Here is a 24338-nt window from a genome sequence, read left to right as displayed (position 1 = left end):
CATGACGATATCAACTAACCCCTTGCCCGAATCATGCCGTATTGATCCTATCGGGCGCACGTCGGTACTAAAGCCTTATGTATTGGGGCACGGTACGCTTGAATGCTTCGATCTCAAGGCGTCTCGTAGGTTCTACGAAGAGTTTCTGGGTCTGGAATGCGTGCATCACGCTATCAGTGCCTTGGCTGTCAGGCTCGGGATGGCCTTTCATATAGTTTGTGTTGAAGTGGGCGATCAAATCCACCCCTGCCATGTTCTGAACCATTGGGGCCTGGATGTGACCAGTCGCGATGAGGTCGATCAAGCGCATGCGAAAGCGCTGGAATATAAGGAAGCTTACGGCATCAGGCAGGTGCTGGCGCCTACGGAAATGCACGGCGTCTATTCCTTTTACATGGAAGACCTGGATCACAACTGGTGGGAGATCCAATATTACGAGAACGGCTTCCAGCACGCTGATTACTTCGATTTTGGCGACCGCTTCTTTACCTCTCAGCAAGCCGAAGCGTCATGAGGCTGGTTACGATCGACTGCGGACGAAACGGCGAGCCCGGCGTACTTCTGGCATCGGGTGAAGTCCTACATCTGCGCCAGGCTGCTCTTGCCGGAACTGTCCAAGTCTGGTTGCCTGATAGCGTTCGCGACATCCTGGAAGCCGGTGAAGAGGGGCTTGCTGTGCTGCGGCTAATCGTAGAGCGCGTGCAGAACTCGACCGCTGCTGAGCTTGCAACCTTACGCGATCGCGGTGTTGTGACGCCTGCCACCACGCGACTGCTGGCACCGGTGCCTGATCCGCGCTTGATCGTGGCGGCCGGTCTGGCATATCGATCTCATTTGGCAGAAATGGCGGGAACACCTGTGCCGCCTCACCCTACGGCTTTCATGAAGAGCGTCAATTCGTTGACGGGAACCTGCGCCTCGATACCTATACCGAAAGATGCCGCCGAGCATTTGGATTACGAGGGCGAGCTGGCCGTGATTTTTGGCAGGAAATGTCATGGCGTGAGCAGCGACGAGGCGCTTGATTATGTTGCCGGCTATACCGTGGCCAATGATGTGTCAGCACGCGACTGGGTGGCTGACGTTTGGGATGCGACCAGTCCCTGGGACGCGCGGCGCACCTGGGAAGTGAACATCATGGGCAAGCAGTTCCCGGGGTTCACGCCGCTAGGGCCGACTCTGCTGACGATTGACGAAGTGCCGGATGTAAACACGCTGCGGCTGACCACACGCCTGAACGGCGTGGTCATGCAGTCGGAGCCGGTCGCCGATTTGATCTTCAGCATCGCCGAAATGATTGCCTATTTTTCGAAGTGGTATGAATTTCGCCCGGGCGACGTGCTGCTGACAGGAACGCCTGCGGGCGTGGGGGTCGGGCGCAAGCCTCCGGTATTCATGAAGGACGGTGACGTAATTGAAGTGGAAGTGGCGGGCATTGGCGTTTTGCGCAACGTAATTGAAGTGCAGTAGCAACTACTATTTTTATTAGAAAAGACAGGAGACAGAAATGAGTAGCCACATCATGGAGAGTGAGTCGCTGGTCGACTCGTCGGGCAATGTTTACCAGGGCTGGAAGACAACTCTGGCCAGCTTGGTCGGGTTATCACTTGGGCCCAGCGTATTGCTGGTGTTCTGCTTCGGCACTTTCATCACGCCGCTGCATCAGGAATTCGGTTGGAGTATTGCCTCGATTTCTGCGGGCGCCATGATTATTTCCTTCATGATCATGCTGACGTCGATCGTTCAAGGGCGTTTGGTCGATCGTTTTGGCGGACGGCCGCTGGTATTGATTTCAGTGCCGCTGCTGGGAGTCAGTTATGCGTGCTTGCATTTTCTTCCCAATAATATCTGGGTGTTCTATGCGGCCTGGGTGGTGATCGCCTGGTGCGGATTAGGCGCTTGGCCGATTGCGTACCTGAAATTGACGGGAATGTGGTTCGAACGGCGTCTGGGCCTGGCATTCGGTATCGCCAATGCGGGAATCGGCATCGGCGCTGCCATGATGCCGCCCCTGGCCGTCTACATGATTGCCAACTACGGCTGGCGCACGGCCTACGTCGCCCTTGGTTTGGTGGCCATCGTGGTGACCTGGCCGATTGCTTTCTTCTTTCTGAAAGATCGCAAGGATTCGATCCAGCATAAGGGCCATGCAACGGCCGTGTTGCGTGGCATGGATCTGAAAGCTTCCTGGCAGACGCGCGAGTTGAAAATCATTGTGCTGGCCTTCGCACTGCTTGGAGCAGTCAGCACTGCGGCTATTGTGCACCAGACCCGGGTGCTGATTGATTTGGGCATGACTCCGCAGGCAGCGGGCGGGTTGCAGGCTGTACTGGGCATTGCCTTGATTTTCGGCCGGGTCTGCACAGGCTGGTTGTTGGATCGTATCCATGCCTCGACCATCATGATCGTATTGTGTCTGGTGGCAGCCTTGGCCTTATTCGGTCTCGGTTCTGGCGCTCCATTCAATTCAGCCATTCTATGCGCGGCGGCCATTGGCTTTGTGGTTGGCGCCGAGTTTGACGTGCTTAGCTATATTATTCCGCGTTATTTCGGCATCAAGTCTTTCGGCGCCATTTACGGCGTCATTTTTGCGGCGTTTCAGCTGTGCGCGGCTCTTGGCATCATGGCGGTAGGTGTTAGCCGCAGCAACTTTGGGGGATATAGCCAAGCATTGTTCGCCCTGGCATTGTTGTTGGTGCTATGCGCTTTCTGCTTCAAGGCTCTGGGCGCCTATCGCTTCGCCAGTCGTGAGCCTGCGCCGGTAGCGGCAGAGCCGGCTGCGGCGGCCTGACGGGCGAACGTCGCTATTGTTTGAGCTTTAATTTCTGATAGCTGGCCAACAACTTTTCCTGGATTTGCGATATGGTTGCCGTGAGTGTTCAACCCTTTGAAATCGAGTTTTCAACCCGGGAAGGCGTATTGCTAAGGGCAGACGTCTACCTGCCGGAGCACGGCTCGGAGTCTTACCCGGTATTGTTGGCGGCATCGCCGTACCAGAAGGCCTTGCGCCGCTTGCCCGCGCACTGGGTATTTCCGTTTGTCGAGTATGGCCCCATGCAGATGTATCTCGACGAGGGTTACGCTTATGTCATCGTCGATGTGCCGGGCAGCGGGCGATCTGAAGGGGTATGGGATGCTGTGTCTCGAGCAGAAGGGGAGGCCATTCATGACGCCATCGAGCATGTGGCCGCTCAGCCCTGGTGCGACAGCAATGTGGGCATGATCGGACAGTCTTACTTCGCCTGGAGCCAATGGAATGCGGCGCGCACCCGGCCGCCGCATTTGAAGACCATCGTGCCCTATGACGGTTCAAACGATATGTATCGAGATTGGCTCTACCATGGCGGCATCCCGCAGATCGGGCTGTTGAGCCCATGGTTGATGGGCGCGGTAATGCTGCAACACCAGGCGGAAGGGCACGACGTGCGTGGTGGCCAGCGTCATGAGTTGCTGCCCAATATCATTTCCAACACTCTGGACAACGACTGGCACCGTCGCCGTTCGCCGTTCTGGGAGCTCGATCAGGTGGATATTCCAGTGTTCTCCATCGGAGCATGGAGCAAAGCCGGCTTGCATCTGCGTGGCAATGTCATGGGATTCAATCGCGTGCGCGGGCCGAAGCAGTTGTTGCTCATTGAGTCTTATACGTTCTCTGATGCGCAAAGAATCTTTGACGATGAAGATTTCCATCGGCGCGAGATCCTTCCTTGGTATGACCATCATTTGAAAGGGAAGGACACCAAGGTAATGGAGCGTCCCGCAGTACGTGCGTTCGTCAATGGAGATGGCAGATACCGGTCCGCCGAATGCTGGCCTCCACCAGAAGCCACGCCGGATAGCTACTATCTTTCCTCTCGTAGAAGCGGGGTGGTGCGCTCGCTGAACGACGGTTCTTTAGTCGGTGAACCTGCCGGCAACGACGAGGTTGCCACTTCCTGGAGCTACCCTGATCCGCAGTGGATGCTGGGAGTAACGACGATAATAGACGGCATCCCTGACCACACCGCGCGCGTTGTCACTTATACCAGCGGCGAATTCTCTGTGGCGCGTGAGTTTACGGGGCACGGCGTGCTGGTGCTGCACGGATCGACCGATCAGAGCGATATGGACGTAATCGCCAAGCTGCAGGTCTTGACGCCGGCAAAGCATGGATTTGCTGCGCGGAAGGTTACCCAGGGATGGCTGCGTGCATCTCATCGGGCTGAAGACCCCACACTGACGCAAGAGATGTTGCCATTTCACAAGCATGGCGAAGTCGATTCTTTGACGCCAGGAACAGTCTATGAAATGCGGATTGAGCTGTTGCCAATGTCGTTCCTGGTAAAACCCGGCGAACGCATACGGCTGGAAATCAGCAATTTCGATTCGCTGATCGCCGATGCGCCGATGACGCATTGGTATGGACAGAAGGTTGGAACCGACACCTATCACCACGATGCGGTCCATCAGTCGCGACTGATTCTGCCGTATTGTCCAAGGTGATGATCGTGGACGAGGCTTATTCACACTGATATGACGGCGTGGCCTTCAAGCCTAAAGTTCCTGGAGATCGTCGTGTATCTGGGCGAGCGCTTGTTTTAGCCAGGCGATTTCTTTCGCGCTAAATCATTTGGTACCCACCGCCTCGAAATGCGCAGCAAGCGGCCTCAGTTGTTCGACCAAGGCCTTACCGCTTGGAGTCAACGCGATACTGACCGTACACCTGTTATGTTCGGTCGCTCATAATCGCATGGCCGAGTTTCCCACTATTCAATTGCGTGTCGCGAAGCCTTAACAAACCAAGAAAACTCAACGGAGCTGACATGCAAGGAAAAATCGCACTAGAAGAACATTTCGCCATTCAGGAAACGCTGATGGACTCGGCCGGCTTCGTGCCTGGCGATTATTGGACCGAGCTTCAGGCACGCCTTCTTGATATTCACGGCCAGAGGCTCGACCTTATGGATAAACACGAGATCGAAATCATGATTCTGTCCCTTAACGCGCCAGCCGTTCAGGCTATTCCGGGTGTGGCGCGAGCCGTCGAAATTGCCAAGAGGGCAAATGACGTGCTCGCAGAAGAGTGCGCCAAGCGTCCAGATCGGTTTCGGGCCTTTGCTGCGCTTCCTTTGCAGGACCCTGAGGCGGCGTCACGCGAACTGGAACGCTGCGTGAATGAACTGGGCTTTGTGGGGGCCTTGGTCAATGGTTTCAGTCAGCGCAGCGATGATGACACTTTGCTGTATTACGATCTGTCACAGTATCTGGATTTTTGGGCGACTGTTGCGAAGCTGGATGTTCCGTTCTACCTGCATCCGCGTAATCCTTTGCCGCAAGATAGTCGCATCTATGATGACCATCCATGGCTGATGGGGCCGACCTGGGCCTTTGCCCAGGAAACTGCCGTCCATGCATTGCGGCTGATGGGGTCGGGCCTCTTCGACAAGCACCCTGGCTTGCGCATCGTGCTTGGCCACATGGGCGAGGGCTTGCCGTACATGATGTGGCGCATCGACAATCGCAATGCCTGGGTTCGCATGCCTCCCAACTATCCAGCAAACCGCCGCATCGCAGAATACTTCAACGAGAATTTTTACGTGACGACGTCGGGTAACTTTCGCACTCAGACCATGATCGATGCGCTGCTGGAGATCGGTTCCGATCGCATCTTGTTTTCCACGGACTGGCCTTTTGAGAACATCGACCATGCCGCCGACTGGTTTGACAATGCTTCGATCTCTGAACCGGATCGCCAGAAGATCGGCCGATTGAACGCTAAAATGTTGTTCAAGCTATAGCACAGGCTAAGGTAGTAGTATTGCCGGTTCCTCGGTGGAAACGAGGACCTGCGGCACACTGATGTTGGCGCAACCTCTCACGCTAAATATTTTTAGCGCACTAATGATTTAATTGAACTTGTTCATTTTATTATAAAAGGATAAAGTACTGTCTTCAGTCTTCAGGTAAGCGAGCTTTGCCTCCAGTTTGCGTCGGCTGATATCAACCCAAGTGTCCGTCGACTTCCTTATGATTCTGAACGAGTAGATTACTAAAAATGGATAAAGCCGCTAAGGTCGATCAGCCTGTAATGGGGTTGCGTGAGCAAAACAAGCAAGAAAAGCTGCTGCGCATAAAAGCCGCGGCAAAAGAGCTTTTTACCGAACTGGGCTACGATGCCGCCACGACGCGCGACATAGCCAAGCGGGCGCGGGTCGGGTTGGGCACTTTATTCAATTACGCCGACGACAAACGTGATCTGATCTTTCTGATCTATGTCGATCACCTTAATGAAATTCAGCAGCGCGCATCGCAAGCGATCAGTACACGCAAGTCTTTGCTAGAGCAACTGGTCTCGTTCTTTTCGTTTTTATATGAAGATTTTGCCGGCAACCCCACGCTGTCACGCATATTGCTGCGCGAATTAACCTTCTATCGGCATGGCAAGTTGTCGGTAGAGTTCAACGACAACCGCCTTCGTGTGGTCGACTCCGTCAGGCAATTGGTGGCCGATGCCCAGGAGCGGGGGCGTATTCTTTCGCGCGAGAACCCAGCGACCATAGCGCTGGGGTTGTTCTATATCTATGCAGGTGCAGTGCGCTTGTGGATATCCGAAGACAACCCAGACCTTAAAGAGGGGCTTGCCGCGCTGCGCAAGCAGTTCCGTCTATACATACACGGGCTGGAACCCGTTAAGTAGTTTATAGCCCCAGAATCCGCTCGGCATTGCCGTGGAAGATTTTTTCCATGATGGCGTCGCTGTAACCCAGCTCGGCCCATTCGCGTAATAGCCGCTCGTAAGGCATGCTTGGGTAGTCACTGCCAAACATGATCTTGTCTTGCAGCCGGGTGCGCATGTCGACTTTCAACTGAGGCCAGAAGTATTTGGGAGCCCAGCCCGACATTTCCCAATGCACATTCCCCTTATGCAGGGCGACGGCGGTGGTTTCGTCTACCCAAGGCCAGCCAGGATGGGCCATGATGATCTTCAGTTTGGGAAAGTCGGCTGCGAGCTGATCAATGGCGGCGGGGTGAGCATGACGGATTATGGCGCCCATGCCGCCGGGCATGCCGGCACCCATGCCGGTCGTGCCAACATCGATCATCACCGCCGCCCCTAACGCCGAGATTTCTTCAAACAGCGGGTAGTATTGGCGCTCGTCCACAGAAAAGTGCTGCATGATGGGGTGAAAATGAAAACCCATCATGCCGAACTCTTGGACGGCCTGGCGTGCCTGGCGGATGGCGATTTCACCTTTGGATGGTTCCAGGGCGCCCCAAGCCTGGATGATCCTGCCTTCGTTGCGCTTCCACATGTCATGGACAAACTCGTTTGAGCATGGCGGTGTACCCACCGTGGTTTCCAGGTCAAGGGCGACCAATACCGCTTCCACGCCGGCTTCGGTGAAGTCCTGTACCACCTCTTCTTCGGTTTTGGGTGTCCAGGGGCGATTCCAGTATTCCGCCAGTGCATCCACATAAGGCTGTTGGCAGGAGATCCACTCTTGAGTGTTGGGATAGCAATGCAAGTCTATGATTCTCATGTTTTTTCCCTCGGGTAATGGTTTCAGGGCGTGCTTGACGCATGACCTGGTTGTTCCTGGATCATTTTTTCGGTGATCATTTCTCGCAATTTTTTCTTTGAAACTTTGCCGAACGTCGATAGAGGAAATTCCTGCATGATTTCCAGACGCTCAGGTAACTTGTACTTGGCGATTTCTTTGTCGATCAGGAAAGATTTAAGGGTGTCGAAATCCAGTGTTGCGCCCTCGTGCAGCAAGGCGCAGGCGCACATGCGCTCGCCCATGTCGGGGTCGGGGATGGGAACGCAGGCGATGTCCTTAACGGCCGGATGCGACAGAATCAAGTTTTCGATCTCTTCGGCGCTGATTTTTTCACCACCTCGATTGATCAAGTCTTTGCGGCGGCCCTCGACCATATAGCGACCCGACGGGTGCTGGCGCATGAGGTCGCCCGATTTGTAGAATCCATCGGGTGAAAAGGCGTTCTGGTTGTATTCCGGCACGCCGAAGTATCCGCGCAGCGTATACGGCCCCCGGCACCACATCTCGCCGGTTTCTCCGAACGGAACGTCTACGCCGTCCTCGTCCACGATGCGCACTTCATCATCCGGGCATACCGGGCTACCGACCGTTTCCAGCCTGACGTCTTCAGGATCGTCGTGGCGCACAAAGAACAACAGCCCTTCGCCCATGCCGAAGTTCTCTTGGATGAAGGCGCTGGGAATAAGCTTTCGAGCCAGCATGCGAACTTCCGGTTGCAGGCGCTGCCCGCCGCTTTGTATGACTTGCAGCGACGACAGGTTGTATTGGCCGACTGACGGGTCATTAAGCAGCCGGATGAGCAACGCCGGGACCACCTTGATGTGGGTGACGCCATGATCCTGGATCGCGGCGCAGACGTCTCGAGGGCGTGTGCTTGCCAACAAGACCACTTTGGCGCCTTGGAACATGAAGCCCTGGATGCCGGGGCAGGCCAGCGGCAGGTTGTGCGCGATGGGCAGTATGACAAGCAGCACATGATGCGCTTCAATCCGGCAGGTCTGAGCAGCAATCTTGGAGTTGTACGCATAGTCGTTGTGGGTGCGCGGGATCAACTTCGGCACCCCGGTGGTTCCACCGGACAACTGAAAGACGGCGGGGTCGGACGGGTCGATGTCAATGGCCTCGAGTCGCTCCGGCCCGGACTGTGTCGGTTCTTTTTCAATAAGGTCTTGCAAAGAGTGAAATCCGGGGCGGGCGTCTCCTAGAATGATGCCGTGTTTCAGGCTGGAGCTTTGCTGCTGCACTCGCGTGATCATGTCCTGGAAGTCGAATTCGCCTTGCCGGTCGGGGCTGACGCAGGCGGTTGCGCCTGACAGGGCAACGAATTGGCTTACTTCCAGGTAACGGTGGCTGGCCAGGGCGGCGATGGGAATGCAGCCGATCTTCTGCAACGCGAAATAAAGTATGACGAACTCGGCAACGTTGGGAAGCTGCACGACTACACGGTCAAGCGGTTCAAGACCCAGCTCAAGCAGGTTGAGCGCCAAACGGCCGGAAGCCTGATCCACGTCTTCATACGTGTAAGAACGGGCTCTGTCGATGATGGCCACACGCTTGGCGTACTTTTGGAATACGACCTTGAATTCCTGGGTTAGAGACTTATCCTGCCAATAGCCTTTTTCGCGATAGCGGCGGGCATAGTCGGGCGGAAATGGAACAAATCCTTCAAGCATTGTTTCCTCCTAAGTGTTTTTCCGACACATGGGCCGGGCCGCAACTTTGCGGGCACGGCAGAGCCGAAGTTCTATGGTTTTCTATTATCTGAACATGTTCAGTTTAGATTGTGATCATTTTCATGTCAACGAAGTTGAATCAGTGAAAACCTGAATAAGTTTGGTATGTGAATGTTATTTTTGTTCTTGCCAGAAATATGATCGTGATCTAAAGTAGAACATGTTCATAATAATTAAAGACGCAAGGAGACGGAATGACTCAAGAGAAACCAGTGGCCTTGGTAACGGGCGGCGGTACAGGTATTGGACGCAGCGCGGTGCTTGCACTGGCGCGTGAAGGCTATGACGTCGCCATCAACTACAGCAGCAGCAGGGATGCCGCCGCCGAAACGGCGGACCAGGCTGGGAAGCTGGGGGCGCAGACCATTCTGCTGCAGTGCGATGTCAGCGACGACGCCGCAGTCAGGAGTATGTTGGCAGAAGTAGAGAAACGTTTCGGCCGACTCGACGTTCTGATCAATAACGCGGGCACCACCTCAGCGGTGAACCCCAAGGATTTTGAATCGGTCACAGCCGAGAACTGGGATCGGGTTTTTGCCGTCAACGTACGAGGCATGTTTCAGGTGACCCGGGCAGCGGTTCCTATGTTGAAGGCGGCCGGCAATGGTTGCATCGTGAACACGGCCAGCATCGTCGGCCTGCGTCCCGGCCCCCAACCGCTGGCTTATGCGACCAGTAAGGCGGCTGTCGTCAGTTTGACCAAGGTCCTGGCCTACAATCTTGGGCCCGAAATTCGCGTGAACGCAGTCGCGCCTGGCTGGATGGAAGGCGACTGGATGAAGCGCATGCTTAAAGACAAGTATGACAGTCTGATGGAGCGTCGCGCGAAGATGACGCCCTTGAAGCGGTGCGTCACTGCTGACGACGTGGCGGAAACGATGCTCAGCTTGGTGAAATCGAATCGGTTCGTCACAGGTGAAGTAGTTGTAATTGATGGAGGCTTCTCCAGCTCCACCTAGCAGTTAATACAAACGACAGGCTCAAAACAGGGTAAAAGCCCGACAAGCCTAAGAAATAACCACGGAGACAAGACCATGAACGCAAGACGCAAATTTTTAGGCACGTTGGCCGCCGCCGTGATGGCGGCAGGTTTTTCCCATGCCGGCGCACAGGAAATCCATGAACTCAAGGTTTCCAGCTATCTGCCGCCCAATCACACAATCAACCGGGAAATTACCCGCTGGGCCGACGAGCTCAAGGAGAAGTCTGACGGCCGCTTGGTTCTCAAGCTGTTCCCATCCTCTCAGATGGGGCCGGTAAACCGTCAGTTTGATCTGGCCCGCACCGGCGTGGCGGACATGGCCTATGTTCTACAAGGGGCAACCCCGGGCCGGTTCCCCATGACCGAACTTGCCCAGCACCCCACACTGATTCCCAACGGACAAGTCGGCTCGCAGGCTCTGATGGACATCAAAGATTTGCTCGAGCCTGAATATAAAGGCGTGAAGGTGCTGTATTTCATGTCCACGCCGCCCGTGCCGCTGCTGATGGCAAGCAAAGAGATCACCAGCCTTGACCAGATGAAGGGCTTGCGCATCCGCCACCCCGGCACTGTCTATGCGTCTCTTATCTCGGCGCTTGGCGCGACCCCGGTAGGTGTGGCGCCCGCCGAGGTTGCCGACTCATTGAACAAAGGCACCATCGACGGAACGCTGATGTCTTACGAGGGGGCGCAAAGCTTTCAGCTTGGGCCCGAGCTAAAGTCGGCCACCGTGATCAACGGCGGGGTCGTTACGTTCGCCATGGTAATGAACCCCGGCAGTTACGATAAACTGCCGGCCGATCTTCAGAAGCTTATTGACGAAACCACGGGCAACGTGGGCGCGAAGCGGGTGGGTATCGATTCTGACGAAGCGGATCAGATTGGGCTCAAGTACATGAACGAGAACAACGTCAAGCTGATCGAGCTTGGCGAATCGGATGCCGCCGCATACGAAAAAATCACACAAGACCTGATCGATAAAAAGGTTGCCGCTCTGGAGGAGAAGGGACTGCCGGGCCAACAAGCTCTGCAACGCTTGAAGGAAGCCGTAGCCGCGCGCGCCAAGGAGCAATAACATGGCGGTAACGGCCGGAGAAAGCCGGCGCATCCATCGATGGGTACGCCGGCTCTTGCGCGGGCTTACGTTGCTGGCGGGTGTCGCCCTGGCGCTGATGGTGTGCATCACCATGGCCGACGTACTGTTGCGCAACTTGTTCAACATTCCCGTTCTGGGCACTTACGACATTGTTGAAACACTGATGGTGTTCGTCGTCTTTCTGGGTATCGGCGAGGCCTTCCTCGACGATACCCATATCACCGTCGATATTATCGATCACTTCATAAGCCGGAATGCGGTGCTTCTGCTGAAGATGTTCGGGCTTCTGTTGTCGGTGGTGTTCCTGGGGATGCTGATGTGGCATATGCCCACCCCCGCAATGGAAGCCTATCTATACCAAGATCGCAAACCTGATCTGCCCATCATGCTGTACTGGCTTTGGATACCTTGCCTGGTGGGCATGCTCGCCGCCATGCTGGCCGCTGTATTTAAACTGTGCTGCTTGTTGCGTGGCGCGGGCCGGGGGTCTGCCGGCCGCATCGACGGAGAATCTCGATGAGCGTTCAGGTCATTGGTGTGTTGGGGATGCTGGCCTTGTTGACCCTGATACTTTTCAGGGTGCCAGTGGCGGTGGCGATGGGCTTGGTCGGTACTTTGGGTTATGCGGCCATCAGCGGGTTCGACAGAGCGTTCATCGTGCTGGGGTCGACCCCATTCGAGATGGGCTCCGCTTACGCGTTGTCGGTCGTGCCTTTATTTGTGCTGATGGGGGCTTTGGCATCCAGTGCGGGTATTTCACGCCAGCTGTTCAGCGCTGTACGTTCGCTCTTTTCAGGGCGAAGAGGGGGGCCGGCCTACGCAACCTTGGGCGCAAGCGCCACTTTCGGGGCGGTCTGCGGCTCTTCGCTTGCGGTTGCCGCAACCATGTCGCGCATTGCCTTGCCGGAAATGCGTCAGGCGGGTTATAGCGACAAACTCAGCTCTGGTGTAATTGCCGCCGGAGCATCGCTGGGCATTCTGATTCCGCCTTCCATCATTTTGGTGATATACGCGATCATCGCCGAACAGTCGGTGCAGCGCTTGTTTGCGGCGGCCCTGATTCCATCCATATTGCTCACTTTGTTCTATGGCGTAGTCCTGGCCTGGCTGGTTCACCGCAAAGATAATCTGGAAATTCCCATGCCAGGCGCGGGCTGGGCAGAGCGCTTGCGGGCAGTGTTAAGCATGTGGGAGATCGTACTGTTGTTCGGTGTATCCATCGGGGGCATTTATGTGGGGTGGTTCAGCCCCACCGAGTCGGCCGCCGTGGGGTCGTTCGGCGCTTTCCTTTTGGGCGTGGTCCGGCGCAGGCTGTCGTGGGCCCGGGTGCACGAGGCGATTGTGGAAACCATTCTTATTTCGAGCATGCTGTTTCTGGTCGTCCTGTGCGCATTCATCTTTTCTTATTTCGTCGTGCTTACCGAACTGCCGCATACCTTGGTCGAATGGACACGCAGCTTGAACGCCTCGCCGGCGGTCATCATGCTCATTCTCATCCTCTTCTACATCATCATGGGCTGCTTCCTTGATGGCATTGGAATGGTGCTAATCACGGTGCCAGTGTTTTTCCCCCTGGTCGTGGGGGCCGGCTTTGACCCAGTGTGGTTTGGCGTGGTTCTGGTCCTGGTGGTTGAGCTGGGCCTGGTGACGCCGCCGGTGGGCATGAATATTTTTGTGATAAGGGCGCAAGCGCCTGACATCCCTCTGTCGATTATTTACCGCGGAGTCTTCCCTTTCCTGATTGCGCCCATTGCCCTGCTGTTGCTACTGGTGTGGCTGCCCGATATCGCGCTTTGGTTCCCGACCATGCTGTACCGGTAAAGGCCGCTTATGGACGTCAGGCACGTCGACTTGAATCTACTGACGGTGCTGGAGGCGATGTTGGAGCATCAGAGCGTGACGCGGGTGGCGAATGCACTGGGTATGAGCCAACCTGCGGTCAGCGCGGCGCTAGCCAAGCTCAGAGAGCAGTTCAACGACCCGCTTTTTGTCAGGACGGGAAACGGCATGAAGCCCACGCCAAGGGCCATGCGTCTGGCGTCACCCTTGCAGCGGGCTCTTGGCATCATTGATGCCGAAGTCTTGCGAGAGCCCGAGTTCAATCCCGGGGCTTCGTCAAGAACCTTCACGGTCAATACTCCCGACATCGGAGAAATGGTGTTCTTGCCACGGCTGCTTGGCTATTTGGCGCTTCACGCGCCGGGCGTCTCGCTGAGGTCTGTTGCGTTGACCCCGGCCGAGGCAGAAGCCGCCATGGAAGCGGGCGATGTCGATCTATCAGTAGGTTATTTTCCCGATCTGGCCAAGGGCAGCCATTTTCAGCAACGGCTGTTCCGGCATTCTTTTGTTTGTATGGTGCGAGCAAATCATCCTGTCGTGTCGGGTCAGGAACTGAGTCTTGAGCAGTTTTTGGCGTTGGCCCACGCGGTGGTACAGGCTAGCGGCCGAAGCCAGGAGTTATTCGAACGTGAGATGGCCCGTCACCGTCTGAAGCGGCGCGTGGTGCTGCGCACTCCTCATTTCATGAGCTTGCCCATGATTATTGCGGAAACCGACTTGATTGCCACAGTGCCCAGGGCCGTAGGGTTGAGTTTTTCAAAGCTTGCCAATATCAAGACAGTAGATCTGCCTTTTTCGGTTCCCGCCTACGAGCTGCGACAATACTGGCATAGGCTTTACCACAAGGACGCAGGAAACCAATGGCTGCGAGGCGTTGTCCACGAGCTTTTCAAGGCTTGAGTTTCTAAGGAACGCCGACGCCCCGCAGACCGGCTATTCGACGGTGCTGGCCAACTGGTTTTCTTGCGCGATTCGCGCGGCGATAACCCGCCTTGCCTGTATGGCTCCGGCATCGCTGGCAATATCAACCAGCTCTCGATCAGGGTCTTGCAGCAAGCGTTGGTATTGTGATTCCAGAATGGTTTTGTCTTCGTGAAAAGTGGCATCCATCTGAGCGAAAACCTGATTGGTCACAGCGGGCTGATCCACCTTGAAATTATGTGCCACTGTCCAGAAATAGTAGGTGCTGCTGTCGGTTGAGGGCGTAACGGCATGCAAGGTGCGCAGCCCTAAACCGCCTTCGCGGTCGCCTTCATATGCGCCTGTATCCACATCTTTGGCGCCGGCATAGATCTGTACAGCACCGGGTATGAAATCAATTTCGATCCAGCGATCGACATTGCCTTGAAACGGAAACGCTTTAGCGTAGGTGGGCGGCGGAATCGAGTTGCGCAGCCACCGCATGACGTGCACGCCGTTTTTGGTGCGGGTGGTGCGCATTTCGGCATTCGAATGCGACTCGGCGTTTCCGCCTATGGTGTTTTTATGTACGTAACCCACATGGGTGAGATCAAGCAGGTTGTCGTACAAGAGCTGATAATGGGTGTCGATTACGTTGCATTTGCCCTTGAAGGCCCAGCCGCCATCACTGTGCCAGGGGTAATCGATAATTTGAGATGCGTCCGCTAAATTCGGGACCCCCATCCAAATCCAAATCAGGCTGTCTTTTTCGACTATAGGGTAGCTTTTGACTTTCGCCTTGGCCGGGATGTTCTGTTGCCCCGGCACATGCACACAAGCCCCGTCTCGGTTAAAGCGCAATCCGTGGTAGCCGCATTGCAGTGTGTCGCCCACGACTTCGCCATGGGCCAAGGGCAGGCCGCGGTGACAACAGCGATCTTCCAAAGCAACCACTGCATTGTCGGATTGCCGATACAAGACAATCGGTTCGTTCAATAAAGTACGGGCAAGAGGTTGCGATGAGATTTCGCCGCTTAGGCCGGCTGCGTACCAACAGTTTCGTATGAACACGGGCTTCTCCGTTGAGTTTGCTCGGCTGAGACAATTTTCTTATTGATTCTAGGTTCGCTCGTGATACGGGGCAATGCGCTTTCTCGGATAACCTTAATCCGTTATGCAAATAAGACGTCTGCGGGTATGCAGTATTCAAGAGGAACAGGTCGATTCGAAACACGCAGCCGCCTGTTTGGGGCGGTTGAAGGCCGACACCGGAGAAGCTGGAGGCCACTGCCTTCTGTGTGCGAGAAAATCGTAGCGGCGTGGGTCCTGGGTGTCTGGATCTTGGCTTTTAAAAGCGCCAGCCTACCGAAACTTGTCCGGCCAATTGGTGCTGGCCGTGTGTGGATAACTGGCCTTCCACCTGCGCTGTCACGCGTAGCTTTCCGGTGTCATGTGCCACGCCGCCTTGCAGTCGCCATGCGCCGCGCGAAGCCAGCGCCTGGCTTGTGCCGAAGCTTACGTTGGGGCGGGCCGCGAAGCCGGCCTCTTGAGGAAATTGCGGGCCCATCAGGGTTTGGTCGCGAGTAAGCTGAAGGTGTCCCTGCCATGCCTGCGGCTCGCCCAGGGATGGGTTCCATTGCATGCGCACCCCCATGCTGGCTCGCAGGTTGTCATGATGCTGGCCGGCCAGCGCCAGTTGGCCGCCGTAATCGCCCGACTCGACCAGGCTGGGCTGGCGCAGCCAGGCATAGTCCAGTACGGCCACAGGCCCCACACTTGTTCCTGGTGACAAAGCCCATTGATAGCCCGCCGTGGCCTGTGCCTGGAAGCTGCGAGCGGTCCAGCGGGCTTGGGACGAGCCTTGCCAATGTGTGGATGCGACTGTCCGATCAACCCGGGAGTGCGCGGCGCCGGCGCGTATCTGGGCCAGCATGTAAACACCTTTGCGGCTGTTCGGAACATAGCGGCTGTGCAAACCCAATTGCCATTGCTCGCTGCGGCCGCTACTGACAAGAGGGCTGTCCAGCTTGAGCTTCTGTTCGAAAAACACAGCGTGCGCGCCGAACGTCCAGGGCGTGTTGGCGGAGGTGTGTTCCGCGCCAATCAGCAGGCCATGGCCATAATGGCGAAATGCGCTGTCGTCATCCAGACGTCGACGCGCATGGTTTGCGAATGGCAGAGCGATGACGTTCCAGCCGGGCCTGTCCACGGTGGCCGCCAAGTTCTGCTGGCGCGTCAACGCGTCACTTGTCAGCCGCATGGCGTCGAACTGGCTGGCGGCCCAGGCTGCGTAAGGCGTGGGCGCCATCTGCGCCAGCATGTTGGCGGCTTCGAAGCCGTCGGCCGACGAGAAATCCACTTGGCGATACAGGCCCTGCATGGACTCAGGGGCGTTCGTCACAATATGATCCAGGGCGGCGCCGACGCCAAGAGCGGCCGCCGTGTATCCAAGCCGGGTATAGGCATCGTCGGCGCGCGACAGCCGAAGGCCGGTTCCGGCGGCATCCAGGTGTGCCCGCAGCGTGGGCGAGGGCAAGTCCACCATGGTGCGGGCATACCAGCCTTGCGTAGCCTGGGCCTGCAAGACCGGCTCGGCATCCAGTTGCCAACCTGGTTCGTACCAGTCGGGAAGGGCGCGCAGCGCCAATGTGCCGTCGAGCGTGGCCGTGCCTTCCACCACCAGCGCATTATGCAGGCCTTGGCGGTCGAAGTCGGCGGCCAGAGTGGCGCCCGCATCCTGGCGATAGTCGCCCTGGATGCGCAGCGGAGCGTGGCGGTTGCCCGGCAGCACCAGGCCGTCGTTGACGAAAGCCTGATCGGGGCCGGTGATGCGGTAGTACCCTATGCCGGCCAAGGCCGCGTCCGGCTCGACGCGTACGTCGTGCACCGTGTGCCGGCCGTCCAGCACGGACAAGCCTCCGGCCAGCCGCAGCGACAGGTTGTCGCCGGTCAGATGATGAGCATAGTGAAAACGGAAAGCCGGGTCGGCCGCGTCCGTGGCGCGTCCGTGCGCGTCGGGCATGCGGCCCAGCGTGAGGCGGGTCAGCCGCAGGCGGCCCTGTTCGTCCAGTTGGCTGTAGTCCGAGCGGATGTCGCCCTCGATACGGGCGCCGCGCATCAGATGTATGTCGCCGACCAGCCCGGTGGCCGAGGCGGCAATAGCCGCGTGCCGTCCCGCCACGGCGCCGGTGACGTCAAGCCGGCTGACCAGCGGGCCGGTCAGTTCGTCGGGAATCGGCTGATTGCTCTGCCAAGGCGACAGGCAGGGATCAGTGTCTATGTTGCCGTCGCACAGCAAATACGAACCGCGAACCATGCGCTCGTTGCTGAAGGCGTTGTTGCCGAAATCGATGCGGATGCCCACGCCGTTCTCACCCGAAGCCCGAATGTCGCCGGCCGTCGCGAGAGTGTGATCGCGGCCGTACGCGAACTGGACGCCGGACCCATGGCGCCCATCGCCATGCACCTTTACGCCGGCGGGAATGGTGATGTGGTTCTCTCGGCCATCGATGCGGATTCCCACCGCGCCCCCGCCTTGCGTGAGCAGGTCGGCCGATTGCGTGATGCGGTTGCGGCTGCCGTAGACATGCAGGCCCATGCCCAGTGTGGCGGTGCTGTAGGTGCCGGGCAGGTATGCGGTGCCCTCGGGGTTGCGCGCATGGAAACCATGAGAGTTGTCCAGAGCAAGCCCGCTGCCATAAACGGAGCGGCCATACAGCCGCCGGCGATCGAGGTCGTAGCCGAGATCCTGCATCAGTGCCAGCTCCGCTTCCATGAAACCCGTGTAGTTGCGAAAGTACTGGTGGCTCATCAGGCTGTTTGCCAGCTCGAGATGGCTCATGTTGTCTGAATCGAGCGAGCCGTTGGGGTAGAGCATGCTTACCGGGATGCCGGGCAGTGCATCGCCCAGCACTTCATTGATGTGAGGGCCAGTCAGGTAGCCGCGGTTCTGGCGCACGTCGAACGCCCCTTCTTGTATCGGCGTGTCGCAGGCGGCGCACAGAACGGGTGCGCCGGGCTGGCCGGGCCGGCCGTGGTCGTCGCGCAGCATGCTGTTCCAAAGGCTTGGCTGGCTCTTGAAGACAGGCTGGGTCGGGTGAGACCCCGAGCCGTCACGGCTGGCGCTGATTTGAGAGATAAGGCCCAAGCCATGTGCCAGTTCATGGAAGGCAATGGTCGCCAGGTCGAAGCCCGTCGCCTGGATGGGCTGCTGCGATGGCTCATGCAAGCCCTGGTCTATCGGATAAGTGCCCAGGACAATCGACGCATGGGCATCGTCCGGCGCAAAGCCGGGGTCGTCCGGCTCGCCTTGCAGCGCGGCTTGCAGGCGTGTGATCAGGCCGCGCTCGCTGATGATGGAATCCGAGCTGGCGTAGGCCGTGGGCGCGTCCACAGTTGCGACTTCGATGATGCCGGTGCGGGCGTCGCCGGGCGTGCGCAGGGTTTGCGCCCAGCGCTCCATGGTTTCGACCATGCGCGCCTTCTGGCTTTCCGACAAGTACCAACTTGGCCGGTATTCGGCGGGATAGTCGGCGCTTTGCAGGAAATGCAGTTCGAACATTGTCCGGCCGTCGGGGGCGACGACGGGCCGTATATCGACGGCGAAGGCTGTGGCGGGAAGCAGGGCGGCGGCGCAAAGCAAGGCGCGGGCGAGGCGCTGCCGGGAAAAACGAGCGAGTCCGGTCATGGCATCACAGTGATGGGGAATGGCCGGCCGTGGCACGCTAAGCCGCGTCGTGAACCCTGCCGGCGGTTTGAAGGCCAACCGGCATTCTAATCTTTAGTTTCAATGAACGGCAAATTGAAACTAAATATATCGAAATATCTGTCTGGCGCGTCGACTTCCGCCGCCTTGAGTTTCACGGGCGATGCGCTTGCCTTGTCAGGAATGCTTCAACCCCGCCGCCGCGATGCCGGCCATGACGATTTCTTCGTCTTGGTCGCCGGTGCCGCCCGAGGCGCCGGCCGCGCCGACGATCGTGCCTTGTTCGTCAAGGATAAGCACCGCGCCGGTTTGCGGGATGAATTTTTGCTGAGCGGAGGCAGAGATGGCCGTAAAGAACACGGGCATGTCTGCTGCGCGCTGTACGAGTGCGCGGCTGTTGACGCCCATGCCGATCGAGGCGCCCGTTTTGCCCAGCGCGATATCCAGCCTTAGAGCTGTGGCGCCGTCTTCGCGTGCGCTGGCTACGACTTGACCTGCCGCGTCGACCACCACCACGCCCATGGGCTTGTAGTTCTCCTTGCGCGCCGCCTTGAATGCTGCGCCGATGAGGGTAAGGGCTTGTTGACTGCTAAGCTGGGACACGATGCCTCCTTGATGTGGAATGTACGAGAAATAGGTGCAAGCTCTAGATAGTAAGCCAAAGGCAACGTAGCAAGCCAAAGGCAGCGCAAGTCTTGGATCTGCGCTGCGGCACTTCTAGAGTGTCGTCAGATCGTCGAAAATCTGCGGGTTAAGCAGTATCGAGCGGTCGACGCCGCCGATGTCGGTTCGGCCGCAGAAGGCCATGCTGATGTCCAGTTCCTTGGTGATGATTTCAAGTGCACGTTCTACGCCCGCCTGGCCTGCGGCGCCCAGCCCGTAAAGAAAGGCACGCCCAATGAAGGTGCCCCGCGCGCCTAACGCGACGGCGCGCAGCACGTCCTGCCCGGATCGTATGCCGCCGTCGAACCATACTTCGATGTCGTCGCCCACTGCTTGAACAATATGGGGAAGAGCGGCGATAGACGACGGAGCCCCATCCAGCTGCCGGCCGCCGTGATTCGACACGATCAGCGCATCGGCACCGCAGGCGACAGCTTGGCGCGCGTCTTCCGCATCCATGATTCCCTTGACCACCAGCTTCCCGCCCCAGGCCTCTTTGATCCATGCAATGTCTTCCCAACATAGTGCTGGGTCGAACTGCTCTGCCGTCCATGAGGCCAGCGACGACATATCGCTTATCCCCTCGACGTGGCCAAGAATATTGCCGAAGCCGCGTCGCCGAGTGCGTGACAAGGACCAGCACCAGTGCGGCTTGGTGGCGAGATTCAACAAATTGCGAAGTGTGGGCCTGGGCGGCGCGGTAAGGCCGTTCTTGATGTCTTTATGGCGTTGCCCCATTACTTGAAGATCAAGAGTCAGGACCAGCGCTGAGCATCCCGCCGCCTTGGCGCGATTGATCAAGCGGCGCATGAAGTCGCGGTCGCGCATGACATACAGCTGGAACCAGAAGGGTCGCGATGTATGGGCCGCAACGTCTTCAATGGCGCAGATGCTCATGGTGGACAAGGTGAAGGGCACGCCGAAGCGTTCTGCAGCGCGCGCGGCAAGGATCTCGCCGTCGCCGCACACCATCCCGGTCAGGCCTGTCGGCGCAAGCGCCACCGGCAAGCCCACTTCCATCCCGATCATGGTGCTGCGCAGGTTCCGCGACTGGATGTCCACGGCCACCCGCTGCCTGAACTTCAGGCGCTGGAAGTCGTTCACATTGTCGCGATAGGTGCTTTCCGTCCATGAACCCGACGCCACGTAGTCATAGAACATACGCGGCATCCGCCGCTGAGCCATCCGGCGGAGATCTTCAATGCAGGTTGCGTGGGCAAGGCGGGACAAGGCGTTCTCCGGTGTGGTCGTGCACAATGGGTTGGCCGGTGGCGCGTGGGCAGGCAAGCCTGTCTGGCGACCAAACTCTACGCAGCCAGGCGATTATAGATTAGTGCTCGGCGCCGTATCACCGATGTATTGAAGGTTGTGGGCGTCACCCGCCATCTCGGGAGCTTCGTGCGCATACACGGCCATGGCGCGCGAACCGTTCCACCACAGCACTCGCGCCACCTTGGCGTGACTGGCTATTTCCAGTGCTTGAATGGCGTCGCTTTCGATAAAGTGCGTATAGCGCTGCTCCATGATGGCCTGCGCTTTGTGCAGCGCCGTTTCCGGAGCCGTGTAGCGTGTCTCGTCTCGCATGATCAGCCGGCCCGTGAAACCATGGCGGTCCAGCCAGGCTTGTGTGCGAGCTCTGTCTTGCTCTGGCCGGCCTGTGATGATGGGCAGGTCGCGCAGGTCGCGATTGGGCAGCATCGCGTGCGGTTCCAACGCATCGCGTCGCAGCAGGGCAGCCTCTAGATCATGTAGATAATCGTCTTCCGGAATGTCGGGCAGCAAAATGCCGTCCAAGTCCATGGCCCAGGAAGCATACTCGTGTTCGGCCTGGCTGGGCCGATTGCCAGTGGCGCCAAAGGCATCTGTGATCGATTCGCGTTCCCAAGGGAACCATGCGCGATAGCCTGCCGGAACTTGAAAGCCATAGTCCGGCACGACGCGAGACTGGGTATCCCAGGCGAGTGTGAAGACCGATATTGTGAACCCTTGGCCGCGCAGGAATTCGATGCTGTCCGAAAGCGTGGTGCCTCGGCCGGCGATGTCTTCCACCAGCAACACCCGCGAGCCAGCCTGCGGAGCTTGTCGCGTAAACCACGATACGCGCCTGCCGGCGCGATCGTAACTTAATGCATAGAGCGGGAGGCCAAGCGCTGTGGACGCCATTACCCCCGGCGCCAACCCGCCACGTGCAATGGCCACCACGGCGTCGAAACCGGCTAGCCGCCATTCGGCCAAATAGCCGCTGATCCGGGATTCAACCCAGTAGTAATCACAGGAATACGCTTTCATGCAGGAATTGTAGTCAAAAGGAGATAGCCCGCGCGATGGCTGCGCGGTGGCAGGACATCGAAATAAAATTGTGTTATAGTTTCGCTTCTTTGGCGGCTGTAGCTCAGTTGGATAGAGTACTTGGCTACGAACCAAGGGGTCGTGGGTTCGAATCCTGCCAGCCGCGCCAAAATTCACTAGTCTTATCAGCTAGTTAGAACCGCTTAGGGCCGCAATCCCTAAGCGGTTTTTTTATGCCTGGGGGAATTTTGGGGGAATCGCTGCATCTGAACCGTTCGCAACACTGCCAAAAGGTTTTGCGATTCCGCTGTATTCCGGCTCGAAGCCTCATGCCGATGGTGTGATGCAGATCGTGGACATGCAGGTCTGGAATGACGGCTCGCACCCTAGCCGCTTGCCAGGCCGTGTTATTCATGCTCCATACGGGCCGATGCTTTGGCTCAATATTAGGGCGCGTTGCGATCTTGGCATAGGCTCGTAACGCTGGCCGTTGTCAATCCACTGCGACATGGATTTCCCCGGCGAATAGTTCTTCTTGCTTGATCCGAGCATCGAGATTGTCTCGCGCCCACCTCATGGCGCGCACCGCATGCGTCCTGCAGCTCGGGGGGTCGGAGAACTCGAAGCCTCCGGCAATAATCCATGCCGAACCGTCGCTACTTTCTCTGTCGCATGGCGATGTATGTCTGCAGGCGCAGGACGTTGTCTAGTATTTGTTGTACGGCCTGATTTTCAAGCTCAAAGTCAACGTCCCGCTTAAGTTTCTTAGGCGCGTATTGTTGGGCCAGCTCAGTTGCTTCAGCTTTGATGCTTCGTTTTTTCTTGGATGCGGGGAACGGGAAAGGGGTGGGGAAAACCCTACTCAGAACGGAGCGGGCAGATCAGAAAGGGAGTAGGGCAGGCAAAAGAAACCTCGCGTGGAGTGCAATCTTATAGCTACAAATATTCCTTGCTTTGATGTGTTTATGTAACTGCAATAATTAGATGGATATCACCTTTGATTCCGCTAAAGACAGAGAGAACCAAGCTAAGCATGGTGTCAGTTTGGGCCTCGCAGCCGAGTTCGAATGGGATGAGGCGGTTGCATGGGAAGATGTTCGCCGAACCTAGGCTAAACTTCATCTGCATCAGTTACTCCAAAGGGTCATTCATGCAGAAACTAGGGATCGTTCTACTTGCTATTCTGGGCGGGTGCGCCTCAGCGACCGATAGCCAAAAACCCCAGCAAGTGGGCATGGCTAATCCAGCCTCGGTGTATTGCCAGCAGGTTGGCGGCAAGTTGACTATAGAGAACACCCCGGCGGGGCTGGCCGGTATGTGCGAATTGCCCGATGGAAGCAAGATTGAAGAATGGGAGCTCTTTAAGGCGGCAAGCCAATGTGGTGCTGACTCCCGTCAAAATTTAGTTGGCACGCTTGAATCCAGCCTTGATCAATCCACATTGCCGACGCTCTCGCGAATCATCAACCCCGATTCGGCAGTCACTATGGATTACCGTCAGGAGCGTTTGAATGTATATGTGGACGAAAGCGGGAAGATCGAGCGCGTGACTTGCGGGTAGATGTGGCCGGTTACGGCTCCGGCGTCAGGGTTTGTTGCCCTGGTCGGTTCCGCAGTTGGGCGCCCGTTAGTGGGCCAGACTCGAAGCTGCATCTGGCGGTTCGCGCTGTTGCACTGTAAATTAAGCATCCGCTATCGATTGATAGCCAGTGCGTACCGTTTCGGCAGAGGCGGTGGGCGTGTTGATGGTGGCCGGCGCTAATCCAGCTTGGGAACGTGCATGCCCTGTGTCATGCCCGCAGCCTCCTCCTGGTTACTTGCTGTAGGGATTGCGCGGCGATTTGCTGCTACCGTTGATCTTTAAATACTGGTTTTGGAGCGAATATGTCCGCACATCTAAAAGTACGATATTTGCTGGCCGCAGCTGTGGTAGCAGGTATCTTGGCCGCTCCCGCTTATGCGCAATACTCGGGGCCCTCGGAAATTGAGCAGCCGACGGTGGCTGAAATTCTCAAAAATCCAGTTGATGACCAAGACGTCCAGATTCAGGGGAATCTGTTGCGCAAAACCGCGCAAAAGAAATACATTTTCTCGGACGGAACCGGCGAGATCGTTGCGGAGATAAAAGCGAAGCGCTTCGCCGGGCAGTCCGTCGATGAGTCAACAAAAGTCGAGCTTATCGGTGAGGTCGATACTGGCAGGAACAGGCCACCCGAAATCGAAGTGAAGTCTGTTCGGGTGATCGAGTAGGGAAGAAGCGGTACGAAGGTAGTGGGGTCCGAATCGTGCCAGCCGCGCCTTTCAAAATGAGTCGGCTACGGCTTCGTTCGGCTAAGCTAGGGCAGAGGGTCTGCCGGGCCGTTCCGCCTCTGGATCAATAGGGCAGGCTGGGGTATGTTTCCTTCATCAAGCGAAGGATTCGACTACGAACGTACGCGCGCCTCTTGGCGTGGCCGATTTCGTCGATCAGGGATGGTGGTCGCGGTGGCCAGTCCATACCCATTACTTGCAAGGGGCGCACGGCAATACTGTCGTGTCTTTGATATGTGGTCATAAGAGCTCCGAGGGTGCGAAGGCAAAGCAGTTTGAG

Annotated in this window: 20 protein-coding genes and 1 tRNA gene; 14 read left to right on the top strand and 7 right to left on the bottom strand. The window is 57.4% G+C overall.

The window, feature by feature from the left end:
* Window position 1 precedes the first annotated feature (1 nt).
* The 6 genes from ACIY1O_RS09725 (at window position 2) to ACIY1O_RS09700 (ending at window position 6676) form a co-directional block, all read left to right on the top strand.
* Window positions 2–514, top strand: a complete 513-nt coding sequence (locus ACIY1O_RS09725; RefSeq protein WP_397474900.1) for a VOC family protein — start codon at window positions 2–4, stop codon at window positions 512–514.
* Window positions 511–1470, top strand: a complete 960-nt coding sequence (locus ACIY1O_RS09720) for a fumarylacetoacetate hydrolase family protein (RefSeq protein WP_397474899.1) — start codon at window positions 511–513, stop codon at window positions 1468–1470. The genes ACIY1O_RS09725 and ACIY1O_RS09720 overlap by 4 nt, the downstream gene beginning before the upstream one ends.
* Before the next feature lie 37 nt (window positions 1471–1507).
* Window positions 1508–2791 carry an MFS transporter gene (locus ACIY1O_RS09715; RefSeq protein ID WP_397474898.1) on the top strand — a complete coding sequence of 428 codons (1284 nt, stop codon included), beginning with the start codon at window positions 1508–1510 and terminating at the stop codon, window positions 2789–2791.
* Between the two features lie 71 nt (window positions 2792–2862).
* Window positions 2863–4482, top strand: a complete 1620-nt coding sequence (locus ACIY1O_RS09710; RefSeq protein WP_397474897.1) for a CocE/NonD family hydrolase — start codon at window positions 2863–2865, stop codon at window positions 4480–4482.
* A gap of 320 nt (window positions 4483–4802) precedes the next feature.
* The gene (locus ACIY1O_RS09705) at window positions 4803–5777 is read left to right on the top strand and encodes an amidohydrolase family protein (RefSeq protein ID WP_397474896.1); all 975 of its coding nucleotides are present in this window, start codon (window positions 4803–4805) and stop codon (window positions 5775–5777) included.
* A gap of 257 nt (window positions 5778–6034) precedes the next feature.
* The gene (locus ACIY1O_RS09700) at window positions 6035–6676 is read left to right on the top strand and encodes a TetR/AcrR family transcriptional regulator (RefSeq protein ID WP_397474895.1); all 642 of its coding nucleotides are present in this window, start codon (window positions 6035–6037) and stop codon (window positions 6674–6676) included.
* Window position 6677: 1 nt separating this feature from the next.
* Here the strand turns inward: ACIY1O_RS09700 and ACIY1O_RS09695 are convergent, their stop codons facing one another.
* Window positions 6678–7520: an amidohydrolase family protein gene (locus ACIY1O_RS09695; RefSeq protein WP_397474894.1), complete on the bottom strand. Its 843-nt coding sequence runs from the start codon at window positions 7518–7520 to the stop codon at window positions 6678–6680.
* A 23-nt stretch (window positions 7521–7543) separates the two neighbouring features.
* Entirely contained in the window at window positions 7544–9214 is a 1671-nt protein-coding gene (locus ACIY1O_RS09690) for a (2,3-dihydroxybenzoyl)adenylate synthase (RefSeq protein ID WP_397474893.1), read from the bottom strand.
* A gap of 254 nt (window positions 9215–9468) precedes the next feature.
* On the opposite strand from ACIY1O_RS09690, the gene ACIY1O_RS09685 reads away from it, so the two are divergent.
* From ACIY1O_RS09685 to ACIY1O_RS09665, 5 genes are all read left to right on the top strand, one after another.
* Window positions 9469–10233, top strand: a complete 765-nt coding sequence (locus ACIY1O_RS09685) for an SDR family NAD(P)-dependent oxidoreductase (RefSeq protein WP_397474892.1) — start codon at window positions 9469–9471, stop codon at window positions 10231–10233.
* A gap of 75 nt (window positions 10234–10308) precedes the next feature.
* A complete protein-coding gene (locus tag ACIY1O_RS09680; RefSeq protein WP_397474891.1) occupies window positions 10309–11331 on the top strand; it encodes a TRAP transporter substrate-binding protein in 1023 nt (340 codons plus the stop codon).
* 1 nt (window position 11332) lies between these two features.
* Window positions 11333–11872, top strand: a complete 540-nt coding sequence (locus ACIY1O_RS09675; RefSeq protein ID WP_397474890.1) for a TRAP transporter small permease — start codon at window positions 11333–11335, stop codon at window positions 11870–11872.
* Complete coding sequence (locus ACIY1O_RS09670; RefSeq protein ID WP_397474889.1) at window positions 11869–13173, top strand: TRAP transporter large permease; 1305 nt, start codon at window positions 11869–11871, stop codon at window positions 13171–13173. Before ACIY1O_RS09675 ends, ACIY1O_RS09670 begins: the two co-directional genes overlap by 4 nt.
* 9 nt (window positions 13174–13182) lie before the next feature.
* Complete coding sequence (locus ACIY1O_RS09665; protein ID WP_397474888.1) at window positions 13183–14091, top strand: LysR family transcriptional regulator; 909 nt, start codon at window positions 13183–13185, stop codon at window positions 14089–14091.
* Window positions 14092–14124: 33 nt separating this feature from the next.
* Here the strand turns inward: ACIY1O_RS09665 and ACIY1O_RS09660 are convergent, their stop codons facing one another.
* From ACIY1O_RS09660 to ACIY1O_RS09640, 5 genes are all read right to left on the bottom strand, one after another.
* Window positions 14125–15162, bottom strand: coding sequence for an aromatic ring-hydroxylating dioxygenase subunit alpha (locus tag ACIY1O_RS09660; protein ID WP_397474887.1), 1038 nt, complete (start codon window positions 15160–15162; stop codon window positions 14125–14127).
* A gap of 277 nt (window positions 15163–15439) precedes the next feature.
* Window positions 15440–18778, bottom strand: coding sequence for an autotransporter outer membrane beta-barrel domain-containing protein (locus ACIY1O_RS09655; RefSeq protein WP_397474886.1), 3339 nt, complete (start codon window positions 18776–18778; stop codon window positions 15440–15442).
* Window positions 18779–18973: 195 nt separating this feature from the next.
* The gene (locus ACIY1O_RS09650) at window positions 18974–19399 is read right to left on the bottom strand and encodes a GlcG/HbpS family heme-binding protein (RefSeq protein WP_397474885.1); all 426 of its coding nucleotides are present in this window, start codon (window positions 19397–19399) and stop codon (window positions 18974–18976) included.
* Window positions 19400–19513: 114 nt separating this feature from the next.
* Complete coding sequence (locus ACIY1O_RS09645) at window positions 19514–20620, bottom strand: alpha-hydroxy acid oxidase (RefSeq protein ID WP_397474884.1); 1107 nt, start codon at window positions 20618–20620, stop codon at window positions 19514–19516.
* A 162-nt stretch (window positions 20621–20782) separates the two neighbouring features.
* The gene (locus tag ACIY1O_RS09640) at window positions 20783–21748 is read right to left on the bottom strand and encodes a phosphoribosyltransferase family protein (protein WP_397474883.1); all 966 of its coding nucleotides are present in this window, start codon (window positions 21746–21748) and stop codon (window positions 20783–20785) included.
* A 92-nt stretch (window positions 21749–21840) separates the two neighbouring features.
* Between ACIY1O_RS09640 and ACIY1O_RS09635 the strand changes: the two genes are divergently transcribed.
* The 3 genes from ACIY1O_RS09635 to ACIY1O_RS09625 all read left to right on the top strand — a co-directional run bounded on the left by ACIY1O_RS09635 (window position 21841) and on the right by ACIY1O_RS09625 (window position 23998).
* Window positions 21841–21917: transfer RNA gene (locus tag ACIY1O_RS09635), tRNA-Arg, on the top strand.
* Window positions 21918–22898: 981 nt separating this feature from the next.
* On the top strand, window positions 22899–23309 hold the full coding sequence (locus ACIY1O_RS09630; protein ID WP_397474882.1) for an I78 family peptidase inhibitor: 411 nt from the start codon (window positions 22899–22901) through the stop codon (window positions 23307–23309).
* A gap of 323 nt (window positions 23310–23632) precedes the next feature.
* Window positions 23633–23998, top strand: coding sequence for a YgiW/YdeI family stress tolerance OB fold protein (locus tag ACIY1O_RS09625; RefSeq protein WP_397474881.1), 366 nt, complete (start codon window positions 23633–23635; stop codon window positions 23996–23998).
* Window positions 23999–24338 lie beyond the last annotated feature (340 nt).

It is taken from the genome of Pusillimonas sp. (genome assembly GCF_044464525.1).
Taxonomy (GTDB): domain Bacteria; phylum Pseudomonadota; class Gammaproteobacteria; order Burkholderiales; family Burkholderiaceae_B; genus Pusillimonas.
The sequence above is the reverse complement of the archived record's forward strand: the minus strand, read 5'-3'. Positions and strand labels throughout refer to the sequence as shown.

What these genes read in the sequence shown, in the direction of transcription:
- ACIY1O_RS09725 (WP_397474900.1), top strand. Translation starts at nt 2, where the DNA reads ATGACGATATCAACTAACCCCTTGCCCGAATCATGCCGTATTGATCCT.
- ACIY1O_RS09720 (WP_397474899.1), top strand. Translation starts at nt 511, where the DNA reads ATGAGGCTGGTTACGATCGACTGCGGACGAAACGGCGAGCCCGGCGTA.
- ACIY1O_RS09715 (WP_397474898.1), top strand. Translation starts at nt 1,508, where the DNA reads ATGAGTAGCCACATCATGGAGAGTGAGTCGCTGGTCGACTCGTCGGGC.
- ACIY1O_RS09710 (WP_397474897.1), top strand. Translation starts at nt 2,863, where the DNA reads ATGGTTGCCGTGAGTGTTCAACCCTTTGAAATCGAGTTTTCAACCCGG.
- ACIY1O_RS09705 (WP_397474896.1), top strand. Translation starts at nt 4,803, where the DNA reads ATGCAAGGAAAAATCGCACTAGAAGAACATTTCGCCATTCAGGAAACG.
- ACIY1O_RS09700 (WP_397474895.1), top strand. Translation starts at nt 6,035, where the DNA reads ATGGATAAAGCCGCTAAGGTCGATCAGCCTGTAATGGGGTTGCGTGAG.
- ACIY1O_RS09695 (WP_397474894.1), bottom strand. Translation starts at nt 7,520, where the DNA reads ATGAGAATCATAGACTTGCATTGCTATCCCAACACTCAAGAGTGGATC.
- ACIY1O_RS09690 (WP_397474893.1), bottom strand. Translation starts at nt 9,214, where the DNA reads ATGCTTGAAGGATTTGTTCCATTTCCGCCCGACTATGCCCGCCGCTAT.
- ACIY1O_RS09685 (WP_397474892.1), top strand. Translation starts at nt 9,469, where the DNA reads ATGACTCAAGAGAAACCAGTGGCCTTGGTAACGGGCGGCGGTACAGGT.
- ACIY1O_RS09680 (WP_397474891.1), top strand. Translation starts at nt 10,309, where the DNA reads ATGAACGCAAGACGCAAATTTTTAGGCACGTTGGCCGCCGCCGTGATG.
- ACIY1O_RS09675 (WP_397474890.1), top strand. Translation starts at nt 11,333, where the DNA reads ATGGCGGTAACGGCCGGAGAAAGCCGGCGCATCCATCGATGGGTACGC.
- ACIY1O_RS09670 (WP_397474889.1), top strand. Translation starts at nt 11,869, where the DNA reads ATGAGCGTTCAGGTCATTGGTGTGTTGGGGATGCTGGCCTTGTTGACC.
- ACIY1O_RS09665 (WP_397474888.1), top strand. Translation starts at nt 13,183, where the DNA reads ATGGACGTCAGGCACGTCGACTTGAATCTACTGACGGTGCTGGAGGCG.
- ACIY1O_RS09655 (WP_397474886.1), bottom strand. Translation starts at nt 18,778, where the DNA reads ATGACCGGACTCGCTCGTTTTTCCCGGCAGCGCCTCGCCCGCGCCTTG.
- ACIY1O_RS09645 (WP_397474884.1), bottom strand. Translation starts at nt 20,620, where the DNA reads ATGTTCTATGACTACGTGGCGTCGGGTTCATGGACGGAAAGCACCTAT.
- ACIY1O_RS09640 (WP_397474883.1), bottom strand. Translation starts at nt 21,748, where the DNA reads ATGAAAGCGTATTCCTGTGATTACTACTGGGTTGAATCCCGGATCAGC.
- ACIY1O_RS09630 (WP_397474882.1), top strand. Translation starts at nt 22,899, where the DNA reads ATGCAGAAACTAGGGATCGTTCTACTTGCTATTCTGGGCGGGTGCGCC.
- ACIY1O_RS09625 (WP_397474881.1), top strand. Translation starts at nt 23,633, where the DNA reads ATGTCCGCACATCTAAAAGTACGATATTTGCTGGCCGCAGCTGTGGTA.